General features: G+C 61.1%; 19 protein-coding genes. 11 read left to right on the top strand and 8 right to left on the bottom strand.

The features are described 5' to 3' along the window. Positions 1-71 precede the first annotated feature (71 nt). Positions 72-1,400 (bottom strand): tRNA (N6-isopentenyl adenosine(37)-C2)-methylthiotransferase MiaB, encoded by a 1,329-nt coding sequence (gene miaB / locus PSEBG33_RS03620; RefSeq protein WP_005791718.1) that lies wholly within the window; start codon positions 1,398-1,400, stop codon positions 72-74. 130 nt (positions 1,401-1,530) lie between these two features. Between miaB and PSEBG33_RS03625 the strand changes: the two genes are divergently transcribed. The 6 genes from PSEBG33_RS03625 (at position 1,531) to PSEBG33_RS03650 (ending at position 7,507) form a co-directional block, all read left to right on the top strand. Then, positions 1,531-1,857 carry a DUF1820 family protein gene (locus PSEBG33_RS03625; protein ID WP_003194436.1) on the top strand — a complete coding sequence of 109 codons (327 nt, stop codon included), beginning with the start codon at positions 1,531-1,533 and terminating at the stop codon, positions 1,855-1,857. 223 nt (positions 1,858-2,080) lie between these two features. Continuing rightward, on the top strand, positions 2,081-4,135 hold the full coding sequence (locus PSEBG33_RS03630) for an NAD(P)-binding protein (protein ID WP_005791716.1): 2,055 nt from the start codon (positions 2,081-2,083) through the stop codon (positions 4,133-4,135). Between the two features lie 38 nt (positions 4,136-4,173). After that, positions 4,174-4,932 (top strand): transporter substrate-binding domain-containing protein, encoded by a 759-nt coding sequence (locus PSEBG33_RS03635; RefSeq protein WP_032803725.1) that lies wholly within the window; start codon positions 4,174-4,176, stop codon positions 4,930-4,932. A 30-nt stretch (positions 4,933-4,962) separates the two neighbouring features. Next, on the top strand, positions 4,963-5,679 hold the full coding sequence (locus PSEBG33_RS03640) for an ABC transporter permease (RefSeq protein WP_005791712.1): 717 nt from the start codon (positions 4,963-4,965) through the stop codon (positions 5,677-5,679). Continuing rightward, entirely contained in the window at positions 5,676-6,386 is a 711-nt protein-coding gene (locus tag PSEBG33_RS03645) for an ABC transporter permease (protein ID WP_005791709.1), read from the top strand. The genes PSEBG33_RS03640 and PSEBG33_RS03645 overlap by 4 nt, the downstream gene beginning before the upstream one ends. 8 nt (positions 6,387-6,394) lie before the next feature. Beyond that, entirely contained in the window at positions 6,395-7,507 is a 1,113-nt protein-coding gene (locus tag PSEBG33_RS03650) for a succinylglutamate desuccinylase/aspartoacylase family protein (RefSeq protein ID WP_005791707.1), read from the top strand. On the opposite strand, the gene PSEBG33_RS03655 is transcribed toward PSEBG33_RS03650, so the two are convergent. The 4 genes from PSEBG33_RS03655 to PSEBG33_RS03670 form a co-directional block, all read right to left on the bottom strand. Then, on the bottom strand, positions 7,508-8,062 hold the full coding sequence (locus tag PSEBG33_RS03655; protein ID WP_005791705.1) for a tetratricopeptide repeat protein: 555 nt from the start codon (positions 8,060-8,062) through the stop codon (positions 7,508-7,510). Between the two features lie 226 nt (positions 8,063-8,288). Beyond that, complete coding sequence (gene hemL / locus PSEBG33_RS03660) at positions 8,289-9,572, bottom strand: glutamate-1-semialdehyde 2,1-aminomutase (protein ID WP_005791703.1); 1,284 nt, start codon at positions 9,570-9,572, stop codon at positions 8,289-8,291. Positions 9,573-9,591: 19 nt separating this feature from the next. Beyond that, entirely contained in the window at positions 9,592-10,215 is a 624-nt protein-coding gene (gene thiE / locus PSEBG33_RS03665; protein ID WP_005791702.1) for a thiamine phosphate synthase, read from the bottom strand. A gap of 32 nt (positions 10,216-10,247) precedes the next feature. Beyond that, on the bottom strand, positions 10,248-11,045 hold the full coding sequence (locus PSEBG33_RS03670; RefSeq protein ID WP_005791700.1) for a hydroxymethylpyrimidine/phosphomethylpyrimidine kinase: 798 nt from the start codon (positions 11,043-11,045) through the stop codon (positions 10,248-10,250). A 275-nt stretch (positions 11,046-11,320) separates the two neighbouring features. Between PSEBG33_RS03670 and PSEBG33_RS03675 the strand changes: the two genes are divergently transcribed. The 4 genes from PSEBG33_RS03675 to PSEBG33_RS03690 all read left to right on the top strand — a co-directional run bounded on the left by PSEBG33_RS03675 (position 11,321) and on the right by PSEBG33_RS03690 (position 17,699). Continuing rightward, positions 11,321-13,720 (top strand): hybrid sensor histidine kinase/response regulator, encoded by a 2,400-nt coding sequence (locus tag PSEBG33_RS03675; protein WP_005791698.1) that lies wholly within the window; start codon positions 11,321-11,323, stop codon positions 13,718-13,720. A gap of 68 nt (positions 13,721-13,788) precedes the next feature. Then, positions 13,789-15,447, top strand: a complete 1,659-nt coding sequence (locus PSEBG33_RS03680; RefSeq protein WP_005791696.1) for an acyl-CoA dehydrogenase family protein — start codon at positions 13,789-13,791, stop codon at positions 15,445-15,447. Between the two features lie 75 nt (positions 15,448-15,522). After that, positions 15,523-16,995: an AMP nucleosidase gene (gene amn / locus PSEBG33_RS03685; RefSeq protein ID WP_164699529.1), complete on the top strand. Its 1,473-nt coding sequence runs from the start codon at positions 15,523-15,525 to the stop codon at positions 16,993-16,995. A gap of 71 nt (positions 16,996-17,066) precedes the next feature. Further along, positions 17,067-17,699: a pseudouridine synthase gene (locus tag PSEBG33_RS03690; RefSeq protein ID WP_005791693.1), complete on the top strand. Its 633-nt coding sequence runs from the start codon at positions 17,067-17,069 to the stop codon at positions 17,697-17,699. Here PSEBG33_RS03690 and PSEBG33_RS03695 read toward each other — a convergent pair. Together PSEBG33_RS03695 and PSEBG33_RS03700 are read right to left on the bottom strand one after the other, a co-directional pair. Beyond that, a complete protein-coding gene (locus PSEBG33_RS03695; protein ID WP_025999909.1) occupies positions 17,694-17,903 on the bottom strand; it encodes a DUF2788 domain-containing protein in 210 nt (69 codons plus the stop codon). The two genes, PSEBG33_RS03690 and PSEBG33_RS03695, sit on opposite strands and share 6 nt — an antisense overlap. Before the next feature lie 197 nt (positions 17,904-18,100). Continuing rightward, positions 18,101-18,580, bottom strand: a complete 480-nt coding sequence (locus PSEBG33_RS03700; RefSeq protein WP_003194418.1) for an Lrp/AsnC family transcriptional regulator — start codon at positions 18,578-18,580, stop codon at positions 18,101-18,103. Positions 18,581-18,996: 416 nt separating this feature from the next. On the opposite strand from PSEBG33_RS03700, the gene PSEBG33_RS03705 reads away from it, so the two are divergent. Continuing rightward, positions 18,997-19,953: a DUF6515 family protein gene (locus tag PSEBG33_RS03705; protein ID WP_005791689.1), complete on the top strand. Its 957-nt coding sequence runs from the start codon at positions 18,997-18,999 to the stop codon at positions 19,951-19,953. Here the strand turns inward: PSEBG33_RS03705 and PSEBG33_RS03710 are convergent. Continuing rightward, on the bottom strand, positions 19,950-20,843 hold the full coding sequence (locus PSEBG33_RS03710; protein ID WP_005791687.1) for a cation diffusion facilitator family transporter: 894 nt from the start codon (positions 20,841-20,843) through the stop codon (positions 19,950-19,952). The genes PSEBG33_RS03705 and PSEBG33_RS03710 overlap by 4 nt on opposite strands. Position 20,844: the final 1 nt, after the last annotated feature.

Genomic DNA, 20,844 nt, shown 5'->3' with positions numbered 1-20,844 from the left:
ATAGGGCACTGATACATCGCTATCGCAGGCAAGCCTGCTCCCACATTTTGATCTTCATCCGGCCCGCGAGATCAGTTGATCAGCGAGCCGCGCAACGAGTGTGGCTGCGCCGCATCGATGTGCACATCGGCAAATTGGCCGATCAGGGTCGGGTTGTCGCAGCGGAAGTTGACGATGCGGTTGTTCTCGGTGCGCCCCTGCAACTCACCCGGGTCTTTCTTCGAGTAATCGGTGACCAGGATGCGCTGGGTCGAGCCGACCATTTGTCGGCTGATTTCGAAACCCTGTTGGTTGAGGCGATGTTGCAGTGCGTTCAACCGCTCCTTTTTCAACGCCTCCGGGGTTTCGTCCAGCAGGTCCGCCGCCGGGGTGCCCGGGCGCTGGCTGTACACAAACGAGTAGGAAAAGTCGAAACCGACGTCTTCAATCAGCTTCATGGTCTGCTGGAAATCTTTCTCGGTTTCGCCCGGGAAGCCGACGATAAAGTCCGAACTGATGCAGATGCCCGGTACGGCGGCGCGCAATTTGCGCAGCTTGGATTTGTATTCCAGCGCCGTGTGGTTGCGCTTCATCGCCGACAGGATGCGGTCCGAGCCCGATTGCACCGGCAAGTGCAGGTGCTTGACCAGCTCCGGCACTTCGGCGTGGGCCTGGATCAGGCTGTCGGAGAATTCCAGCGGGTGCGAAGTGGTATAGCGGATACGTTCGATGCCATCGACGGCGGCGACCACGCGGATCAGCTCCGCCAGGTCGGCCAGGCGCCCGTCGTGGGTCAGGCCGCGGTAGCCGTTGACGTTCTGACCAAGTAGGGTCACTTCGCGCACGCCGTTTTCAGCCAGGTGGATGATTTCTGCCAGTACATCGTCAAACGGCCGGCTGACTTCTTCACCGCGTGTGTAGGGCACCACGCAGAAAGTGCAGTACTTGCTGCAACCTTCCATCACCGACACGTAGGCGCTCGGGCCGTCGATGCGCGGCTCGGGCAAATGGTCGAATTTCTCGATTTCCGGGAACGATACGTCCACCTGCGGCAGCTTGGTGACGCGTGCGGCGTCGATCATTTCCGGCAGGCGGTGCAAGGTCTGCGGGCCGAACACCACGTCGACATACGGGGCGCGGTCGCGGATCGCAGCACCTTCCTGGCTGGCCACGCAACCGCCGACGGCGATCACCATGTCCGGGTTGGCCAGTTTCAATTCACGCCAGCGGCCCAGCTGGGAGTACACACGGTCCTGGGCCCGTTCGCGGATCGAGCAGGTATTGAGCAGGATCACGTCGGCATCTTCGGCGCGGGCGGTGACTTCCAGGGCCTGGTGTTCGCCCAGCAGGTCGACCATGCGCGAGCTGTCGTACTCGTTCATCTGGCAACCGTGGGTTTCGATATAAAGCTTCTTGGCCATGGGAATCGTCAACTGGTGGTAAAGAACCGCGCATTATAGGGGTCATGCCCATCGGTTCCTAGCGCTGTGCATCGGGTGCCATGCTATAGTTCGCGCCCTCTTTTATATCCCCATGTGTTCCCCGCCCACCATGACCAAACGTGAAGCTCCAATCTACAAGGTGATTTTCCTCAACCAGGGCCAGGTGTTCGAAATGTACGCCAAGCAGATCTATCAAAGTGATCTGTGGGGCTTCCTGGAAGTGGAAGAGTTCGTCTTTGGCGAGCGCACCCAGTTGGTCGTCGATCCGGGCGAAGAAAAGCTCAAGGCCCAGTTCGAAGGCGTGGTGCGCAGCTTTGTGCCGATGCATTCGATTGTGCGCATCGATGAGGTCGAACGCCTGGGTACGCCGAAGATCAGCGAAGCACGGGGCACGAGCAATGTGATGCCGTTTCCGATGCCGATGCCTGAGAAGTGATCTGCAATTAATTTGTAGGGCGTTTCCGAAACTGTCTCTCAGTGGATGGACATTTTGTTTGAAAGATAGCAAATTTTGTTTATTCAGAGAGGGCATCATGAATATACCAATAATAAGAAAACCTCGAAGTTTCCCCCGTTCAACTGCGTTTAATCACGCCACTCATTAGCGCCAAGTTCCATCACGCCGTCATTAACGAACTGACTTGTTCGGGAGTAGCCCTGTGCGCGATCCTCGCTATGACATTCTGTTTGAGCCGGTACAAATAGGCCCGGTCCGTACTCGCAATCGCTTTTATCAAGTTCCCCACTGTAATGGCATGGGCCATGTACATCCCTCGGCCATGGCCCGGATGCGCGCAGTGAAAGCCGAGGGCGGCTGGGGTGTGGTGTGCACTGAAGAGTGCGAAATCAGCCCGCTGAGCGAGTTCTCCCCTTATATAGAGGCGCGTTTGTGGGATGAGCGCGACATCCCTGCATTGGCCCGCATGTGTGAGGCGGTACACCAGCACGGGTCGTTAGCTGGGGTAGAGCTGGCATTCAACGGTTACTCGGCGCCCAACCGCTACAGTCGCGAAATTCCCTGGGCGCCTTCCAATACCCCGGTGCGCAGTTACGACCCGGTGCAGGCCCGGGCCATGAGCCATGCCGATATCCGGCAATTGCGCGCCCTGCATCGAGCCGCCGCATTGCGCGCCCGGGAGGCGGGTTTCGACATCATCTATGTGTACGCCGGCCACGACCTGAGCGTACCGTTCCATTTCCTCACGCCACGCAATAACCGGCGTACCGACGAATACGGCGGTACGCTGAAAAACCGTGTGCGCCTGTTGCGCGAGTTGATTGAAGACACTCGCGACGCAGTGGGCGATCGGTGTGCCGTAGCGGTCCGCCTGGCGGTGGACGAACAAATGGCCGACGGCCTGAGTCGCGAGGGCGAAGGTGCCGAAACCTTCTCGATGCTGGCGGACCTGCCGGACTTGTGGGACGTCAATGTCGCCGATTGGTCCAATGACAGCGTGACGGCGCGCTTTGCCGGGGAGGGTTACCAGGAGACATTCCTGCTGGGGCTCAAGGCGCTGACCAGCAAGCCCGTGGTGGGCGTCGGCCGCTTCACTTCGCCAGACACCATGGTGTCTTTGGTTCGTCGTGGCGTGCTGGACCTGATCGGCGCGGCCCGCCCTTCGATTGCCGATCCGTTCTTGCCCAAGAAGATTGAAGAGGGGCGCGCCGAGGAAATTCGCGAGTGTATCGGCTGCAATGTATGCGTCATTGGCGATCACACCAGCACGCCCCTGCGCTGTACACAGAACCCGACCATGGGTGAGGAATGGCGACGTGGCTGGCATCCCGAGTCGGTCAACCATACGCAGCAACCCGGCCGGGCGCTGGTGGTCGGCGCCGGGCCATCCGGGCTTGAGTGTTCACGGATCCTGGGTGCGCGAGGGATGGAAGTGGCCCTGGTCGATAGCCTGCGCACCCTGGGCGGACGTGTAGCGCTGGAAGCCCGGCTGCCGGGGCTGGCGAGTTGGGCGCGGGTGATTGACTATCGACTGGATGCGTTGAGCCGTATGCCGTCGGTGGAGATCTATCGGGAAAGCCACTTGCAGGCTCAGGACGTGCTGGATTTAGCCGCTGAACATGTGTTCATTGCTACGGGTTCCCACTGGCGACGTGATGGCTTGGGACGCGCCTTGCGCCGATCCTTATCGGGCCTGGACAGCCTGCCCGTGCTGACGCCTGATGACCTGATGGCAGGGGCGTTGCCCGCTTCGCCGGTGCTGCTGTTCGATGACGATCACTATTACATGGGCAGCGTGCTGGCCGAACATCTGGTGGCGCGTGGCGTGGAGGTGATATTCGTCACCCCCGCGGCGGACGTGGCGGCCTGGACCCATAACACCCTTGAGCAGCATCGCATTCAGCGTCGTCTGATGCAGTTGAATGTCACGATCGTGCCGTCCCATACGCTGGTCAGCGTTAAGCAAGAGGGCGTGGTAGCGGGCTGCATCTACACCGAACGTACGCGGTTGATCCCAGCTGCAGCCTTGCTGCTGGTCACTTCCCGGGAGCCTGAGCAGGCGCTGTATCAGGCCTTGAACCACTCACCCGAACAGTTACAGGCGGCAGGCATCCGAACGCTCACGCTGATCGGCGACTGTGTGGCGCCCGGCACCATTGCGGCGGCGGTGTATTCAGGGCATCGCATCGCGCGTGAGTTCGATGCGCCGGAGGGCTCGCTGGTAGTGCGCAGAGAAATTCCATTTATAGAGGTGTAGTCAGTCCAACTGTTCAATCAATAACGAGGAATACAATAATGAAAAAAATACTCCTGATGTTATTCACCGCGCTCCTGATTAATACATCGTTGTTTGCCAACGATTACAACGTGATCCGTTTCGCTGCCGATCCCAACTATGCGCCCTTTGCTTATAAAGACAGCACGGGGACTTTGACCGGTTTTGAAATAGATATCGGCAATGCAATTTGTGCACGTTTGAATGTTCGCTGCCAATGGATCGAGAGTGACTTTGACGGCATGATTCCCAGCCTCAACGCCGGCAAGATCGACGCCATCCTCGCTTCAATGACCATCACTGCCGCTCGGCAAAAGGTCATCGACTTTTCCTCGGAGGTGTTTTCCAGCCCCACCGCCATGGTGATGCGCCCAGGCACTGAGCTTTCCACAGGCATGGCCGTCGGCTATTTGCAGGGCAGTACTCAGGAAGTTTATGCCCGGCAAGTGCTCGCTGGGCAGGGTATGAAGGTGGTGGCTTATGCCGATCAGGAGCAAGTGTACGCGGACCTGCTGACAGGGCGTTTGCAGGCATCGCTGCAGGATGCTCAGCAAGCACAGAGCGGATTTTTGCGTTCACCCCAAGGCGTCGGGTTTGTACTGGGGCCGCTGATTGACAGCGAGTTGATGCCGTCCAAAAGCGGCATCGGCGTCGCCAAGGGCAACCACACGTTGAAAGCGCTGTTGGATAAGGGGCTGGCTGCCTTGCACGCCGATGGCACCTACGCTCGCCTGCAAGAGCAGTACTTCCCCGGTGTGAACATGTTCAGCGGCCAATAACCGCCCTCAACGGCCAGCGAGGACACGATCATGCTACCTGCCTTCACTCAATTCGCCGCGTCCCTGGGCGGTTTTTTGCCGATGTTACTGCACGGGGTCTGGGTCACCCTGCAACTGGCACTGTTGTCATTGCTGCTGGGGCTGATCCTGGGCCTGCTGGGGGCAGGTGCCAAGCTGTCCAGGGTGAGGGCATGGCGCCTGTGCGCGCAGGTGTATACCACCTTGATTCGCGGGGTACCGGACCTGCTGTTAATGCTGTTGATTTTCTACGGGTTGCAGACAGGCCTGAGTCGTCTGACCAGCGAGTTGGGCTGGGCCTACATCGATATCGACCCTTTCAGCGCCGGCGTGATCACTCTGGGGTTTATCTACGGCGCTTATTTCACCGAAACCTTTCGCGGTGCGTTGCTGGCTGTGCCCCGAGGGCAGTTCCAGGCTGCCAAGGCCCTTGGCCTGAGCTTCAGGCAGAGCTTTTTGCATGTGATATTCCCGCAGATGATGCGATTCGCCCTGCCGGGTCTGGGCAATAACTGGATGGTCTTGCTCAAGGCTACGGCGCTGGTGTCGATCATCGGCCTGGCAGACCTGGTGAAAGTGGCGCAGATGGCGGGCAAGAGCAGTCAGCAATTACTGGCTTTTCTGCTGCTGGCGGCGCTGGTCTACCTGTTGCTCAGCAGTGTTTCAAACGCAGCGTTGCGCTGGCTGGAGCGTCGGTATGGTGAAGGTGTGCAGGGATCATCATCATGATCGAGCTTATCCAGGAGTATTGGCGGCCGTTTATCTATTCCGACGGTCAACAAATCACCGGTCTGGCCATGACCTTGTGGCTGACCAGCGCCTCTTTGTGCCTGGGCCTGCTGTTGGCGTTGCCACTGTCCATCGCCAGGACGTCCGGCCGACGCTGGCTGCGCTGGCCGGTGCAAAGCTTTACCTACGTGTTTCGCGGCACACCGTTGTATATCCAGTTGCTGATCTTCTACACCGGCATCTACAGCATTGGCGCTGTTCGCGAGCAACCGTTGCTGGATGCCTTTTTTCGCGAAGCGCTCAATTGCACGCTTCTGGCGTTTGCCCTCAATACCGCGGCCTACACCACGGAAATACTGGCGGGCGCAATTCGGGCAATGCCACGCGGTGAAATCGAGGCTGCTCGTTCCCTGGGCTTCGACGGCTGGAAGTTGTACGTGCACTTGATCATGCCCTCGGCCCTGCGCCGGTCGTTGCCCTATTACAGCAATGAAGTGATCTTCATGTTGCATTCCACCACCCTGGCGTTCACGGCAACGGTGCCGGATATCCTGAAAGTCGCACGGGATGCCAACGCTGCAACCTTCCTCACCTTCCAATCCTTTGGCCTGGCCGCGGCGCTTTACTTATGCATTACGTTCACGTTGGTCGGCTTGTTCCATCTGGCTGAACGACGTTGGCTGAGCTTTCTTGATTCGAGTCGATAGGGGGCAATATGCAGGCTCACAGGCATGAACTGTTAACGGCTGTGCCAGGTACCACGCGGCATATTCATAGTTTTCATTACGGTCCGGCCAATGCGCCGAGCAAGGTTTACATCCAGGCGTCCCTGCACGCCGATGAGCTGCCGGGGATGCTGGTGTTGTGGCATCTGAAACAGCGGCTGGCGGAACTGGAGGCTGCAGGGGCGTTGCGTTGGCAGGTGGTGCTGGTGCCGGTGGCCAATCCGCTGGGGTTGGAGCAGGTGCTGATGGACGTACCGCAGGGGCGTTTCGATAACGACAGTCGAGAGAACTTCAACCGCTTCTTCGTTGACGTCAGCGAGCAGGTCGGCGACCAGGTACAGGATGTTCTGACCGATGATCCTGCGCATAACCTGCATCTGATCCGTGCGGCCCTGCGGCGAAGCCTTGTCGGGCAGATACCGGCGACCCAGCTGCACTCTCTGCGTTTGGTCCTGCAAACGCTGGCCTGTGACGCCGACAGGGTGCTGGACCTGCATTGTGATTTCGAGGCAGTGCAGCACCTGTACCTGGCGCCCGATGCCTGGCCCCAGGTTGAGCCGCTGGCGCGGTACCTGGGCGCTCGGGCCTGCTTTATGAGCCCGGACGCGGGCGGGCATTCGTTCGACGATTGCTACACCTTGTTCTGGGCACGGATGCAGGCGCGTTTTCCGGGGGCCTTTTCGGCGCCGGGTTTTGCCGTGACCGTGGAGTTGCGCGGCGTGGCCGATGTGGACCACGGGCTGGCGCGGCAGGATTGTCAGGCGTTGATCAACTATCTGACGTTGCAGGGAGGCATTGAGGGGCAAGCGCCGCCACTGCCGGCGTTATTGAGCCCGCCAACACCCTTGGCGGGGGTCGAGCCGGTGGTGAGCCCGGTGGGAGGCTTGATGGTCTTTTGCGCGCAGGTGGGGGACTACCTCGAAGCAGGACAGATCGTGGCGCAAGTCATCGACCCGATCACGGACCGAGTGATTGAGGTAGCGTGTGAGCATGAAGGGCTGTTGTATGTGCGATCAGTACGCCGAATGGCAAGCGCCGGTATGACGATTGCCCATGTAGCGGGGCCCACGGCGTATCGACAGGGCGACCTGTTATCGCCGTGATCAGGGCAGGGGGGAGAAGGGCGAGCGCCCATCGGCGCTCTGCAATTCCTGCAGGTAATTACGGAAAATCTGCCCCAGTACCTGGGTCGCCACTTCCAGTTCATCGCGCTGCATGTGCTCGGCGACCTCATCGGCGGTGTCCAGCGCGTCTTCAGCACCGTTGACCGCAGCCATTTTCAGCACGATGTAGGCCTGCACGTTATTGGCCGGTACGCCTTCGCCCTTGAAGAACATATTGCCGAGCTGGAATTGCGCCTGGGCATGGCCTTGCAGCGAAGCCTTTTCGAAGTAGCTCAACGCTTTGTTGAGGTCGACGGCCGGGTTCTTGCTGTCGTGGTAGAACTCGCCCAACTCGTATTGCGCTTGCGCATCCCCTTCATCAGCCTGTTTCTGGCACGCGCTCAGGGCTTCGGCCTGGCTGTCTGGCTGGGTATTGAGGGTGCAACGACCCATCGCTGGGATTAACAACGAGTTGCCGCCTGCCTGGGCATGTGCCAGCAGCGGCTGAAGGAGCAACAGGCAGCCCAGAACCAGGGTGCGGCCGGTGCGTTTCATGGGAATCGACTTACCTCTGACGGGGCGCGCGGACCCTCGGGGAGTCCAATAAGCGCGCATTATGAAATAAGCAGGCCTCTGCTTACAAAGTCTTTACTCGTTTTTCTGCTGCTTGGGCAAGTTATCTGCCGGATTGCAGGGCAATTCTCGAAAAAACCAGGAAATTTCTGTAAGCAAAGTAGCAAATCTGACGCTGCCTGGGGGGCAACGTCAGAACGAGGGTCACTTATTTCAGGGCGGCAAAGGCGCGTTCGGCAGCATCCAGGGTCAGTTTCAGCTCGGCTTCGCCATGGGCGATCGAGGTGAAGCCGGCTTCGAAGGCGCTCGGCGCCAGGTACACGCCGCCTTCAAGCATCAGGTGGAAGAAGCGCTTGAACAGGTCGGCATCGCTGCCCATCACGTCATCAAAGGTGACGATGTCGTCGGCGCCGCTGAAGTACAGGCCGAACATGCCACCGGCCTGGGTGGTGACAAACGGGATACCGGCGGCGTCGGCGCGCTGTTGCAGGCCATCAAGCAGGCGGGTGGTGTAGTCGGTCAGCTCGGCGTGGAAGCCCGGGCGGCTGATCAGGCGCAGGGTGGTCAGGCCAGCGGCCATTGCCAGCGGGTTACCCGACAGGGTGCCAGCCTGGTAGACCGGGCCCAGCGGGGCGATGTGCTGCATGATTTCGCGCTTGCCGCCGAAGCAGCCTACTGGCATACCGCCACCGATGATCTTGCCGAAGGTGCTCAGGTCCGGCGTGACGCCATAGTGTGCCTGGGCGCCGCCGAGGGCGACGCGGAAACCGGTCATCACTTCGTCAAAGATCAGCACCACGCCGTGCTTGTCGCACTGCTCGCGCAGGCCTTCGAGGAAACCCGGTGCTGGCGGTACGCAGTTCATGTTGCCGGCCACCGGTTCGACGATGATGCAGGCCACGTCCTGGCCGACTTCGCTGAGCATTTGCTCGACGGCGGCGATGTCGTTGAACGGCAGGGTCAGGGTGTGTTTGGCGAATGCCGCCGGTACACCGGCAGAGTTGGGTACGCCCTGGGTCAGCGCGCCGGAGCCGGCCTTGACCAACAGGCTGTCGGAGTGGCCGTGGTAGCAACCCTCGAACTTGATGATGTTGTCGCGGCCGGTGAAACCACGGGCCAGGCGGATCGCGCTCATGGTGGCTTCGGTACCGGAGCTGACCATGCGCACCATTTCCATCGACGGAACGATAGAGCAAACCAGGTCGGCCATCTCGGTTTCCATGGCGGTCGGCGCGCCATAGGACAAGCCGTGTTGCAGCTGCTGGCGCACCGCGTCGAGTACGTCCGGGTGGCTGTGGCCGAGAATCATCGGGCCCCAGGAGCCTACGTAGTCGACGTAGCGCTTGTCATCTTCGTCGGTGACGTAGGCGCCTTCGGCATGTTTGAAGAACAACGGCGTGCCGCCCACGCTCTTGAACGCACGCACGGGGGAGTTCACACCGCCGGGGATGTGTTTCTGGGCATTGGCAAACAGGGTTTCGGAACGGGACATGATGGACGTCTCTCTGAAATCAGATTTTAAGAAGGGCATTGAAAGCACGGGCGCGTCGCGTGACTTCCTGAGTACTGTCGGCGCCGAACAAACCGTGCACCACGGCCAGCAGGTCGGCACCGTGGGTCACCAGCGGTTCGGCGTTGTCCAGGGTCACGCCGCCGATCACGCAGATCGGCAGCTGCACGCGCGTGCGGGCCTCGGCCAGCATTTCAACGGTGGCGGCAGGTGCGCCGGGCTTGGTGGTGGAATTGAAGAAGCGGCCGAAGGCGACATAGCTGGCGCCTTCCTTGGCGGCCTGTTCGGCCAGTTCGATCTGGCTGTGGCAGGTAGCACCGATGATCGCCTTGGAACCGAGCAGCGCACGGGCCGGGGTCAGCGGACCATCGGTCTGCCCCAGATGCACGCCCACGCCCAGGCGCGCGGCGAGTTCGGCATCATCGTTGATGATCAATTGAGTCTTGTAGCGCGAGCACAGTTCATGCAGCTTTTCGGCTTCACGCAGGCGCCGTGCCTCGTCGCTGCTTTTGTCGCGGTACTGCAACAGTGTCACGCCGCCGTCCAGCGCCGCTTGGACGTAGGCGAGGAACTTGCCGGCCAGGAGCTGGCTGTCGGTAATGGCATAAAGGCCACGTAGTTTCATCGGGCAAGCCCCTTGCTGTGACAAGCGATAAGTTACGAGCAGAAATCCAGCGGCAGCCGGCGCGGCACGAACTGGCCCTGGCCCAGTTGCTCGGCGTCACGCAGGGTGCGCCAGGTGTAGTTGAGGGCCGATTGCACCGCGTTGGCCAAACCTTCGCCCTGGGCGATGCGCCCGGCCAGGGTGCTGGCCAAGGTGCAGCCCGAACCGTGATAGCTGCCAGGCAAGCGCTGGCAGGTAAAGGTATGGCGCGTGCCGTCGCGGCTGTACAGGCGGTTGTGCACTTCGTGTTCGTCGCCATGGCCGCCGGTGATCAGCAGGTGCTTGATGTACGGCAACAGTTTCTCGGCGCATTCATCGGCAGTGCCGTCTGGCAGTTCGGCCAGGATGCGCGCTTCCGGCAGGTTGGGCGTGGCGATCAGCGACAGGGGCAACAGCCGCTCGCGCATCGCATAGCCGACTTCGTCCTTGCCCAGGCTACCGCCGCCACCGGCGCGCAGCACCGGGTCGCAGACCACCGGCAGATGCGGGTGCGCCTGCAGCAGTTCGACCACCGTATCGACCATGGCGGTGGAACCGAGCATGCCCAGTTTGACGGCCGCGACTTCGCAGTCGCCGAGCACGGCATTGGCCTGGGCCATCACCCACTCACGGTCGAGCACGCGGAAGTCGCTGACATTGACGGTGTTCTGCACGGTCAACGCTGTGACGGCCGGGGCCGCGTGGCAGCCCTGGGCGAGCAGGGCTTCGATATCTGCCTGCAAGCCGGCGCCACCACTGGGATCGTGGCCGGAGAGACAGAGGACAACAGGGCGAGAGCTGTAGATATTCATGGTGCGCGAGCTTACCACCAAACGCTTTTTGCGTGGCCGTCTGACGATGGTTGAAGTGTGAGCGCTGAAGCAGCGCTTTTCTGGCGATTGAAACAGCATGAAAATCCTCTGAAGGCCGCGATGTAGAGCCTTTCAAAAAAATAGTTCAATGGTGTCCAATGGCCTCTAATGGCTATGCTAAAGTGCATTCAAACAACTTACTGTATCGCCGGTGTACGTCTTCTCAAAAGGATGGGGGGCTTTTGACATAACCGGACAGGCCACGCTGGGGCTCTATGCGCTATTTGCTGATCTTTATATTGTGCGGGCTACCCTTGCTCGCCGGCGCCGTCGAGTTCAACCAGGACACGCGAAGCCTGCCGCTGGGCCAGGTCATGCAAGTGCTCGAAGACCCAACCGATGCCCTCACCATCGCCGATGTCAGTTCCCCCGCCTACGCCGCCCAGTTCAAGACCCATGACAAAGCCACCCTCAACGCCGGCTATTCGCGCTCGGTGTTCTGGCTCAAGGTCAACCTGCATTACAGCGCAACAGATCCCCGTGCACCGCGCACCTGGTTTCTGGAGTTGGCTTATCCGCCGCTCAATCGCCTGGACCTGTATCAGAGCGACGGCACCGGTCACTACCGCCTGACCGCCCGCACCGGCAGTGCATTACCGTTTTCCAGCCGTGAGGTGAGCCAGAGCAATTACCTGTTCAAGCTCAACTTTGCGCCCGATCAGCAGCAGACCCTGTACCTGCGCTTGCAAAGCCAGGGCTCGATCCAGGCGCCACTGACCCTGTGGGCGGGCACGGCGTACCTGGAAGAACAACCGCTGCGCTTGTATGTGCTCGGGGCTATTTATGGTGTGTTGCTGGGCATGCTGATCTACAACCTGTTCATTTACCTCAGCGTGCGCGACACCAGCTACCTCTATTACATCCTCTATATTGCATCGTTCGGCTTGTACCAGCTGTCGGTCAATGGCGTCGCGGTGCAGTACTTCTGGCCGAACAACCCGTGGTGGGCGAATGCGGCGGTGCCGTTCCTGATCGGATCGGCGGCATTGTTCGGCAGCCTGTTTGCTCGCAGCTTCCTGCACACCGTGCAGCACAGCCGCTGGATCGACCGGATCCTGCTGGCGCTGGCAGCCTGCGGCGGCGTGGTAATGGCGCTGGCGCTGTTGACCAGCTACGCCGTGGCCCTGCGCCTGGCCACCGGCCTGGCGCTGGTGTTCACCGTGACCATCTTTGTCGCCGCGATCAAGGCCTGGTATTGCGGGCAGCGCATGGCGCGCTACTTCATCATCGCCTGGTCGGCGTTCCTGCTGGGCGGAGTGGTCAATACGCTGATGGTGCTGGGCTACCTGCCCAACGTGTTCCTGACCATGTACGCCAGCCAGCTCGGCTCGGCCATTGAAGTGGCACTGCTGTCCCTGGCCCTGGCCGACCGCATCAACGGTATGCGCGAACAGCAGGCGCAAATCCTCCTCGACGCCAGTCAGAAGCTCGAAGCGCTCAACCAGCAACTGGCCCGCAGTAATCGCCTCAAAGACGAGTTCCTCGCCACCCTGACCCACGAACTGCGCACGCCGATGAACGGGGTGATTGGTTCCCTGGAATTGATGCAGACCGTGCCGTTGGGCGAGGACCTGGCGCAGTACCAGCAAACCGCCGCGGGCTCGGCGCGGGACATGATGCGCATGGTCAACGGTATCCTCACCCTGACCGAGTTGCAGGCCGGTCGGATGGTGGCCCAGCCGCAAGCGTTCAGCCTGCGCGGTGTGCTCGACACCTTGCGCCAGCAGTTCACCCCCAGCGCGCAGAGCAAGGGCCTGGCGTTTTCCATTGATGTTGCCGATGAGTTGCCGGACCGGGTGATCGGCGATGCCGACAAACTGCTCCAATGCCTGGATTGCCTGCTGGACAACGCATTCAAATTTACCCAACTCGGCGCTGTGCGCTTGCGCGTGGTCGGGGTGCCCGAAGGGGAGGGTGCATTGCACCTGAGCTTTATTGTGACCGACACCGGTATCGGCTTCGCCTTTCTCGATGAAGCCACGCTGTACCAGCGCTTCTTCCAGCTTGATGGCTCGATGACTCGCGAATACGGCGGCCTGGGCATTGGTTTGGCGATTTGCCGGCAGTTGATCGAGCTGTTGGGTGGGCGCCTGACCCATCATTCGGAGCCGCGCAAGGGCAGCCGTTTTCAGTTGGAGGTGGACGTCAGCGTGGTGCCTGCGCAACCCAAGCCGAGCGGGCAAGCGCAGCCCAGGCAGCGTGCGCCCCAGGATTGCACTGTGTTGCTGGTGGACGACAACAGCGTCGGCCAGTTGGCGGTGCGTGGCATGTTGCTCAAACTCGGCTACCGGGTGAAAACCGTAGATAACGGCCCGGCGGCACTCGCGGCATTACAAGGCAATCGCTTCGATGCGGTGCTGCTCGATGTACCTGAGGGCGGCTTCTCATTGTGCTGTCAGATTCGTGCACTGCCCGACTGTGGTGAGTTGCCGGTGATCGCCTTGAGTAGCTCAAGTGATGGACCAGAGCGTGAACGCTGCCATGGCATCGGCATGACTGATCGCCTGGCTAAACCGGTGCGGTTCGAAGCCCTGCAAGGGGTGCTGGAGCGTCGCGTGTTGCGCTTGAGTGAGGGCGAAAGCGCCGGGCATTCGGCGGGTATGCCACTGTTTTAAGCGTGAGGTCGGTGCTTAACTGAATTCAAGGCCCCTCTTTCACGTGGCCTTTTTCCAGGAGGCCCGTCATGAACCTGCATCAGTTTGCCGAAACCCACGACGTCACCAATCAGCCACCGTCCCTGGACGGCACCAACCTGTATCGCATCGACTTGCCCCTGCAGCAATGGTCGCGTCGCTTTGGCGCCGGCTGGGCCGAATCGCGTATCGATGCTTACGGCGCGCTGGCCGGAGGGCCGTTGATGGCAGCCGGGTTCCTGGCCAACCAGAACAAACCGGTGTTCAGCAGCCATGACCGTTATGGTCATCGCATTGACCTGGTGGAGTTTCATCCGGCTTATCACGAACTGATGCGCACTGCCGTTGAGCATGGCCTGCCGTCGCTGCCCTGGGCTCACCCGCAGGCCGGCGCCCATGTGGCCCGTGCGGCAATGACCTACCTGCACAGCCAGGCCGAGGCCGGCACCGGTTGCCCGCTGACCATGACCTTCGCCTGCGTTCCGGCCTTGCGCCTGCAACCGGACCTGGCAGATCACTGGTTGCCGAAAATCCTTTCGACCCAATATGACCCACGCAACGTCGGCATTGCCCACAAGGCTGGTGCCACCATCGGCATGGCCATGACCGAGAAGCAGGGCGGCACCGACGTGCGGGCCAACACCACACGCGCTTATCCGGTGGGCGCGGGTGGGCCCGGCCAGGCCTATGAACTGGTGGGCCACAAGTGGTTCTGCTCGGCACCGATGTGCGATGGCTTCCTGACCCTGGCCCAGACCGACAAGGGCCTGACCTGTTTCCTGCTGCCCCGGCACCGCCCGGATGACACGCGCAACGAGTTCTATATCCAGCGCTTGAAGAACAAACTCGGCAACTGCTCCAACGCGTCCAGCGAAGTGGAGTTTCGCGGCGCCCTGGCCTGGATGGTCGGTGAAGAAGGCCGGGGTGTGCCGACCATCATCGAAATGGTCGCCATGACCCGCTTCGACTGCATGGTCGGCTCCAGCGCCTTGATGCGCCAGGCGCTGACCCAGGCCAGCCATCACTGCGCGCACCGCCTGGTCGGTGGCCGCGTGCTCAACCAGCAGCCGCTGATGCAGAACGTCCTGGCCGACCTGGCATTGGAGAGCGAAGCGGCCCTGGCCTTGAGCCTGCGCATGGGGCGCGCCCTGGATCATCTTGATGATGCGCAGGAAGCCAAGTTCGCTCGGCTGGTCACGGCGGTGGGCAAGTATTGGATCTGCAAGCGAGCGCCCGCGATGATCAACGAAGCCGCCGAATGCATGGGCGGCGCCGGGTATGTGGAAGACAGCATCTTGCCGCGTCTTTACCGTGAGGCGCCGGTAAACTCGACATGGGAAGGCTCCGGCAATGTGCAATGCCTGGACGTACTCCGCGCGTTGTCCAAAGAGCCGGGCGTGCTGGAGGTGCTGTTTGTTGAGTTGGGAGATGGCCATGGTGACAAGCAACTGGCGCGGCATATCGAGCAGTTGAAGTCGGCGTTTATGGACACCCAGGACATTCAGTACCGTGCGCGGCAGTTGACCGAGGATATTGCCGTGGCGTTGCAGGCCAAGTTATTGCTGGAGGCAGGAAATGCGGCGGTCAGCGACGGGTTTATCGCCAGCCGGTTGGGCGAATCGTCGGGGCGGGTATATGGCACCTTGCCGCGTGGGGTGGATGTAGAAGCCATAGTCGCGCGCTCAACCCCGGCATCTCCCATATTTTAAGGTGCATTCCAATCCGGTTGTTTCGGTCAGGCCGGGATACAGGCAAGATAAAGGCCTGCAAGTCCAGAACACAGGATGCTTACCGTGACCGAAGCTTTTGTTGTCGTTAAAACCGCCGAAGAAGCCGTGGACCGGCTGGCGGCTCTGCATGAGCAAGCCACCGGCGCGCTCAATCAAGCCCTCAAGCAATACCTCAAGGACCGCGTCGAGCCCGACGCCGCACAACGCGCACTGTTTCGCTACCCGGAACTGCGCCTGACCTACCACTGCCATGGCGAAGTCCCACAGACCACCCGTGCATATGCCAAGGTGCAACTGCCGGGTACCTACAGCGTCACCGTGACCCACCCCGCCGCGTTTCGTAAGTATCTGCTGGAGCAATTGGTGCCGCTGATGCACGACTTCACCGTCACGGTGGAAGTGGGCGTCAGCCAGCAGAACATTCCGTACCCGTACGTGGTGGAGCAGGGCGACGAACTGGCTGGCTCCGGCGTGACCGCCGCGACCCTGGCCCGCGTATTCCCCAGTACCGACTTGTCCGCCGCCACCGACGGCATTGCCGATGGCCTCTACGACTGGGAAAACACCGACCCGCTGCCCCTGGCATTGTTCGACGCGGCGCGCGTGGACTTTTCCCTGCGCCGCCTGGTGCATTACACCGGCAGCGATTGGCGCCATGTACAGCCGTGGATCCTGCTGACCAACTACCACCGCTACGTTGACCAGTTCATCCTGCACGGCCTGGAACAACTGCGCAGCGACCCGCGTTTTATCCGCATGGTGCTGCCGGGCAACGTGGTCATCGACAAGAGCATGGACCACGGCGAAGCCTCGGCGATTGCCGCCGGCGTGGTCTGGCATCGCTACCAGATGCCGGCGTATCACCTGCAAGCCAGTGACGGCCACGGCGTGACCCTGGTGAACATCGGCGTGGGCCCGTCCAACGCCAAGAACATCACCGACCACCTGGCCGTGTTGCGCCCGCACTGCTGGCTGATGATCGGCCACTGCGGCGGCTTGCGCCAATCCCAGACCATCGGCGACTACGTACTGGCCCACGCCTATATGCGCCGTGACGGGATTCTTGACCGCGTGGTACCGCCGAACATCCCGATCCCGGCCCTGGCCGAGGTGCAGTTGGCGCTCCAGCAAGCGGCGGCCCACGTCACTGGCGAAAAAGGCGAAGAGCTGAAAAAACGCCTGCGCACCGGTACCGTGCTGACCTATGACGACCGTAACTGGGAATTGCGCTGGGCTCAGGAACGGCCGCTGATCAACCTGTCCCGCGCCGTGGCCGTGGACATGGAAAGCGGCACCATCGCCGCCCAGGGTTACCGTTTGCGCGTGCCTTACGGCACCTTGTTATGCGTATCCGACAAACCCTTGCACAGCGAGATCAAGCTGCCGGGTTCGGCCAACGCGTTCTACGAGCGTGCGGTCAGCCAGCACTTGAAGATCGGCATAGAGGCGGTCGACCTGTTGCGCACCGAACTCAACTCGTTGCACTCGCGCAAACTGCGCAGCTTCGACGAGCCGCCGTTCCGCTAAGCGGTTGGGATGGTCATTTGGCGGTCAGGCCACTAGCATTGTCGGTCCTGACCGTTAGATGTTCCTTTGCCATGTCCCGTCCTACCCGTCCCGATTCGCGCCGCCCAGGCGTGAAACCTTCGCAGCCTGTTCGGCGTGTCGCCAAGGCGCCACCGGCCGAGCCGAAGCTGATCCTGTTCAATAAGCCGTTCGATGTGCTGACCCAGTTCAGCGACGAAGGCGGTCGCGCGACCCTCAAGGATTTTATCGACATTCCCGGTATTTACCCGGCCGGGCGCCTGGACCGTGACAGCGAAGGCTTGCTGCTGTTGACCAACGATGGCCAGCTTCAGGCGCGCATCGCCGACCCCAAGCACAAGCTGGCGAAAACCTACTGGGTGCAGGTGGAAGGCGAGCCGACCGAAGAACAGCTGCAACGCCTGCGCGATGGTGTCGAACTGAACGACGGCATGACCTTGCCTGCCGAGGCCCGTCAGTTGGATGAGCCGGCATTATGGCCGCGCAACCCGCCGGTACGTTTTCGTAAAAGCGTGCCCACCCATTGGCTGGAATTGGTGATTCGAGAAGGGCGCAACCGTCAGGTACGGCGCATGACCGCCGCGGTGGGCCTGCCGACGCTGCGCCTGGTGCGTGTGCGCATTGGTGACTGGTCTATCGACGGCCTGGATCAAGGCCAATGGAAAGCAGTACCGGCGCGCCTATAAAGCGCCGGACTCGATCAAGCCGATCACCACGCTCTTGATGATGAACGCGGCCACGCCCAGGCCCAGCACGAAAAACAGAATGAATGAGCCAAAGCGCCCGGCCTTGGATTTCTTCGCCAGGTCCCAGACGATGAAGCCCATGAAAATGATGAGGATAGTGACCAGGCCGGTCATCATCCATTCTTCAAACAGGGCGGGGTCGATGTTGTTCATGGGGCTCTTCCAGCAAGACAAGCGAGCAGTATACGGCAGCGTTACAGACGCAACATTGACCTGAGTCGAAGCACAATCCAAATGTGGGAGGGGGCTTGCTCCCGATAGCGGTGGGTCAGTTGATAAATAACTGACTGACACTCAGTCATCGGGAGCAAGCCCCCTCCCACATTTGAATCTCTGTGTTCTCAGGTGCGCAGGTGAGTCAGGGGCAGTTCGGTGCTGTTGAGTACCTGGTTGAGCACAAAGCTGGAACGCACGCTGGTCACGCCTTCGATGCGGGTCAGATGGCCCAGCAGCAGTTTCTGATAGTGATCCATATCCGGTACCACGACCTTTAGCTGATAGTCCGCATCCATCCCGGTCACCAAACTGCACTCCAGCACTTGCGGCAGGGTGCGGATGGCGGCTTCAAAATTCTCGAAACGCTCCGGCGTGTGCCGGTCCATGCCGATCAATACGTAGGCCGTAAGGCTCAGGCCAAGCATCTTGCGATCCAGCAGGGCGACCTGGCGGGCGATATAGCCGTCGTCTTCCAATTGCTTGACCCGGCGCGAGCAGGGCGAAGGCGACAGGCCGATGCGTTCGGCCAGCTCCTGGTTGGAGATCCTCGCGTCGCGCTGCAATTCCGCCAAAATACTCAGGTCGTATCGGTCAAGCTTGCTCATTGGGTTAGCCTTTGTAGTAACTATTGCGGTGAATTATCCATGAAGGGTTAAAAATTGCGCAAGCACTGTTTATTGACGCAATCTTCGCAATCATCTGTCCGCCCGGCACGCCTATGATTACCAACAGAATCACCGCCTGGACAACAGTCCACAGCAGCGCGCCCAATCAGGCCCGCTGCGGCCGCCGCCCCAGCAGGGTTGAGCCGGCCTCCAGGCTGCACACTGTCCACAAGACGGCGTGAGGTGAGCCAACGTCAAAAGCGTTGAGCACGGACGAAATTCTCAAGGGGTGGCCGACGGGTCACCCCTTTTCTTTTGCCTTGAGAAAATAGTGCCCACGACTGATAACCTGCGTGAGAACCGGGTGAGGCTTTTCCAGTCTCATGTGTAGGCCCTAATCCGCAGTGAGGAAAAGCATGAAGCGCATCTGGCGTATGGCAGGTGTTGGTTTGCTGGTGGCAAGCGTCGGCACGCAGGTAATGGCCGACGAGCGCGATAACTCACCGGGCCCGGGTCAACGGCCTGAGCACAATCAGCCACGTCCACAAAACCCGCAGGATGATCGCGGCGGCCAGCACGAGGGTGGCCAATGGCAAGGTCGCCCGCAAGGTCATGAGCCAGGGCGACCTGCACCGCAACCTTCCAATAACCTGCCGATCCAGGGCCGGCCCGATACGGTGCGCCAGACCCAGGAACCGCGCCAGGGTTATTACCGTGATATCCCCAGGCGCCCCGATGACAATCGGCATTGGGAGGCTGGCGGCCCCGGTTCGCGTCCGCGTAACGATCGCCCCGGTGATAACCGCTGGCCAGGCCGCCCCGACGGGCATGGCAACGGCTGGGGCCCGGGCCCGCAATATCGCCCTGGTTATGTCATCGACCGTTTTCCCGACCGCAATTACCGCGTGCCTTACCGTGGCCAGGACTACTTTTTCTCCGGCGGCTACTGGTATCGCCCCCAAGGCCCACGCTACGTGGTGGTGACGCCACCCTATGGCATCCGCGTGCATTACCTGCCGGACTATGCGCGTGAAGTATGGGTAGGGGGCTCGCTGTTGTTCCTCGCCGCTGGCGCGTACTACGCCTATGAGCAAAGCACCCAGCAATACGTGGTGGTGCAGCCTCCTGCGCAAGTGCCATCGCCCCAGCCGGCGCCGCAAGGCAACGGCTATGACGTAGTGGCCTACCCTGCCAACGGCCAATCGCCGGCGCAGGTGCAGCAGGACGGCTACGACTGTTATCGCTGGGCGGCGCAGCAAAGCGGCTTCGACCCGCGCACCGTCACCTACGCCCCGGACCCGGCGGTGGTGCAAACCTACCGCCAGGCCCAGGGCAACTGCCTGGGCAGTCGTGGGTATCAGGTGCAGTACTAGGTTTTGTTGCCGGTGACCACTTCCAGCGGGTCGGCGTGCACCAATACTTCGGCTTTCGGGTATTCCCGGTGAATGGCGTCGGCGGCCTGGTCGCTGATGCCGTGAGCTACCGACAGCGTCAATTCCCCCGGCAACTCCAGGTGCAGCTGCACAAACCAGTGGTTGCCGGAAACCCGCGTACGCAAGTCGTGGGCACCCAGCACGCCGGGTACGCCACGAGCCAGTTCCAGCATGTGCTGGCTGACATCTGGCGGTAACTCTTCGTCCATCAACACCGCAAAGCTTTCCCGGGCGATCTGGATCGCGCTCCACAGAATGTAGGCGGCGATACCCAGGCCAAACCAGGCGTCGACCTGATGAAAGCCAAAACCGGCCAACACCAGCGCAATCAGGATGCTGCCATTGAGCAGCAAGTCCGAGCGGTAGTGCAGCGAGTCGGCGCGCACCGCGTTGGAGCCGGTCTCGCGCACCACGCGGTGTTGCAGCATCAGCAGGGCCACGGTCAGCGCCAGCGACAGGATAATCACGCCAATGCTCAGCCACGGTGCGCCGACCGGCTCCGGATGCTTGAGCCGTTCAAAGGCCTGGAGTGCAATCAGCACCGCACTGCCGGCGATAAACAAGGCTTGCGCCATGCCCGCCAGCGACTCCGCCTTGCCATGCCCATAACGGTGATCGTCATCGGCCGGGCGCAAAGCGTAATGCACGGCCAGCAGATTCAACAGCGAGGTCACGCCGTCGAGCAGCGAGTCGGTCAGCCCGGCGAGCATACTCACCGAGCCGCTGAGCCACCAGGCGATGGCCTTGGTGATAATCAGCACACAGGCCACGCCCACCGAGGCGCGGGTGGCCAGGCGCAAAAGCCTGGCGTGTTCGGGGCTGCTGGTCATG

The organism is Pseudomonas synxantha BG33R, from assembly GCF_000263715.2.
Taxonomy (GTDB): domain Bacteria; phylum Pseudomonadota; class Gammaproteobacteria; order Pseudomonadales; family Pseudomonadaceae; genus Aquipseudomonas; species Aquipseudomonas synxantha_A.
Note: the sequence above shows the minus strand (reverse complement) of the source record. Positions and strands in the feature narration are given on the sequence as shown.

What these genes read in the sequence shown, in the direction of transcription:
- miaB (WP_005791718.1), bottom strand. Translation starts at nt 1,400, where the DNA reads ATGGCCAAGAAGCTTTATATCGAAACCCACGGTTGCCAGATGAACGAG.
- PSEBG33_RS03625 (WP_003194436.1), top strand. Translation starts at nt 1,531, where the DNA reads ATGACCAAACGTGAAGCTCCAATCTACAAGGTGATTTTCCTCAACCAG.
- PSEBG33_RS03635 (WP_032803725.1), top strand. Translation starts at nt 4,174, where the DNA reads ATGAAAAAAATACTCCTGATGTTATTCACCGCGCTCCTGATTAATACA.
- PSEBG33_RS03640 (WP_005791712.1), top strand. Translation starts at nt 4,963, where the DNA reads ATGCTACCTGCCTTCACTCAATTCGCCGCGTCCCTGGGCGGTTTTTTG.
- PSEBG33_RS03645 (WP_005791709.1), top strand. Translation starts at nt 5,676, where the DNA reads ATGATCGAGCTTATCCAGGAGTATTGGCGGCCGTTTATCTATTCCGAC.
- PSEBG33_RS03650 (WP_005791707.1), top strand. Translation starts at nt 6,395, where the DNA reads ATGCAGGCTCACAGGCATGAACTGTTAACGGCTGTGCCAGGTACCACG.
- PSEBG33_RS03655 (WP_005791705.1), bottom strand. Translation starts at nt 8,062, where the DNA reads ATGAAACGCACCGGCCGCACCCTGGTTCTGGGCTGCCTGTTGCTCCTT.
- hemL (WP_005791703.1), bottom strand. Translation starts at nt 9,572, where the DNA reads ATGTCCCGTTCCGAAACCCTGTTTGCCAATGCCCAGAAACACATCCCC.
- thiE (WP_005791702.1), bottom strand. Translation starts at nt 10,215, where the DNA reads ATGAAACTACGTGGCCTTTATGCCATTACCGACAGCCAGCTCCTGGCC.
- PSEBG33_RS03670 (WP_005791700.1), bottom strand. Translation starts at nt 11,045, where the DNA reads ATGAATATCTACAGCTCTCGCCCTGTTGTCCTCTGTCTCTCCGGCCAC.
- PSEBG33_RS03675 (WP_005791698.1), top strand. Translation starts at nt 11,321, where the DNA reads ATGCGCTATTTGCTGATCTTTATATTGTGCGGGCTACCCTTGCTCGCC.
- PSEBG33_RS03680 (WP_005791696.1), top strand. Translation starts at nt 13,789, where the DNA reads ATGAACCTGCATCAGTTTGCCGAAACCCACGACGTCACCAATCAGCCA.
- amn (WP_164699529.1), top strand. Translation starts at nt 15,523, where the DNA reads ATGCTTACCGTGACCGAAGCTTTTGTTGTCGTTAAAACCGCCGAAGAA.
- PSEBG33_RS03690 (WP_005791693.1), top strand. Translation starts at nt 17,067, where the DNA reads ATGTCCCGTCCTACCCGTCCCGATTCGCGCCGCCCAGGCGTGAAACCT.
- PSEBG33_RS03700 (WP_003194418.1), bottom strand. Translation starts at nt 18,580, where the DNA reads ATGAGCAAGCTTGACCGATACGACCTGAGTATTTTGGCGGAATTGCAG.
- PSEBG33_RS03705 (WP_005791689.1), top strand. Translation starts at nt 18,997, where the DNA reads ATGAAGCGCATCTGGCGTATGGCAGGTGTTGGTTTGCTGGTGGCAAGC.
- PSEBG33_RS03710 (WP_005791687.1), bottom strand. Translation starts at nt 20,843, where the DNA reads ATGACCAGCAGCCCCGAACACGCCAGGCTTTTGCGCCTGGCCACCCGC.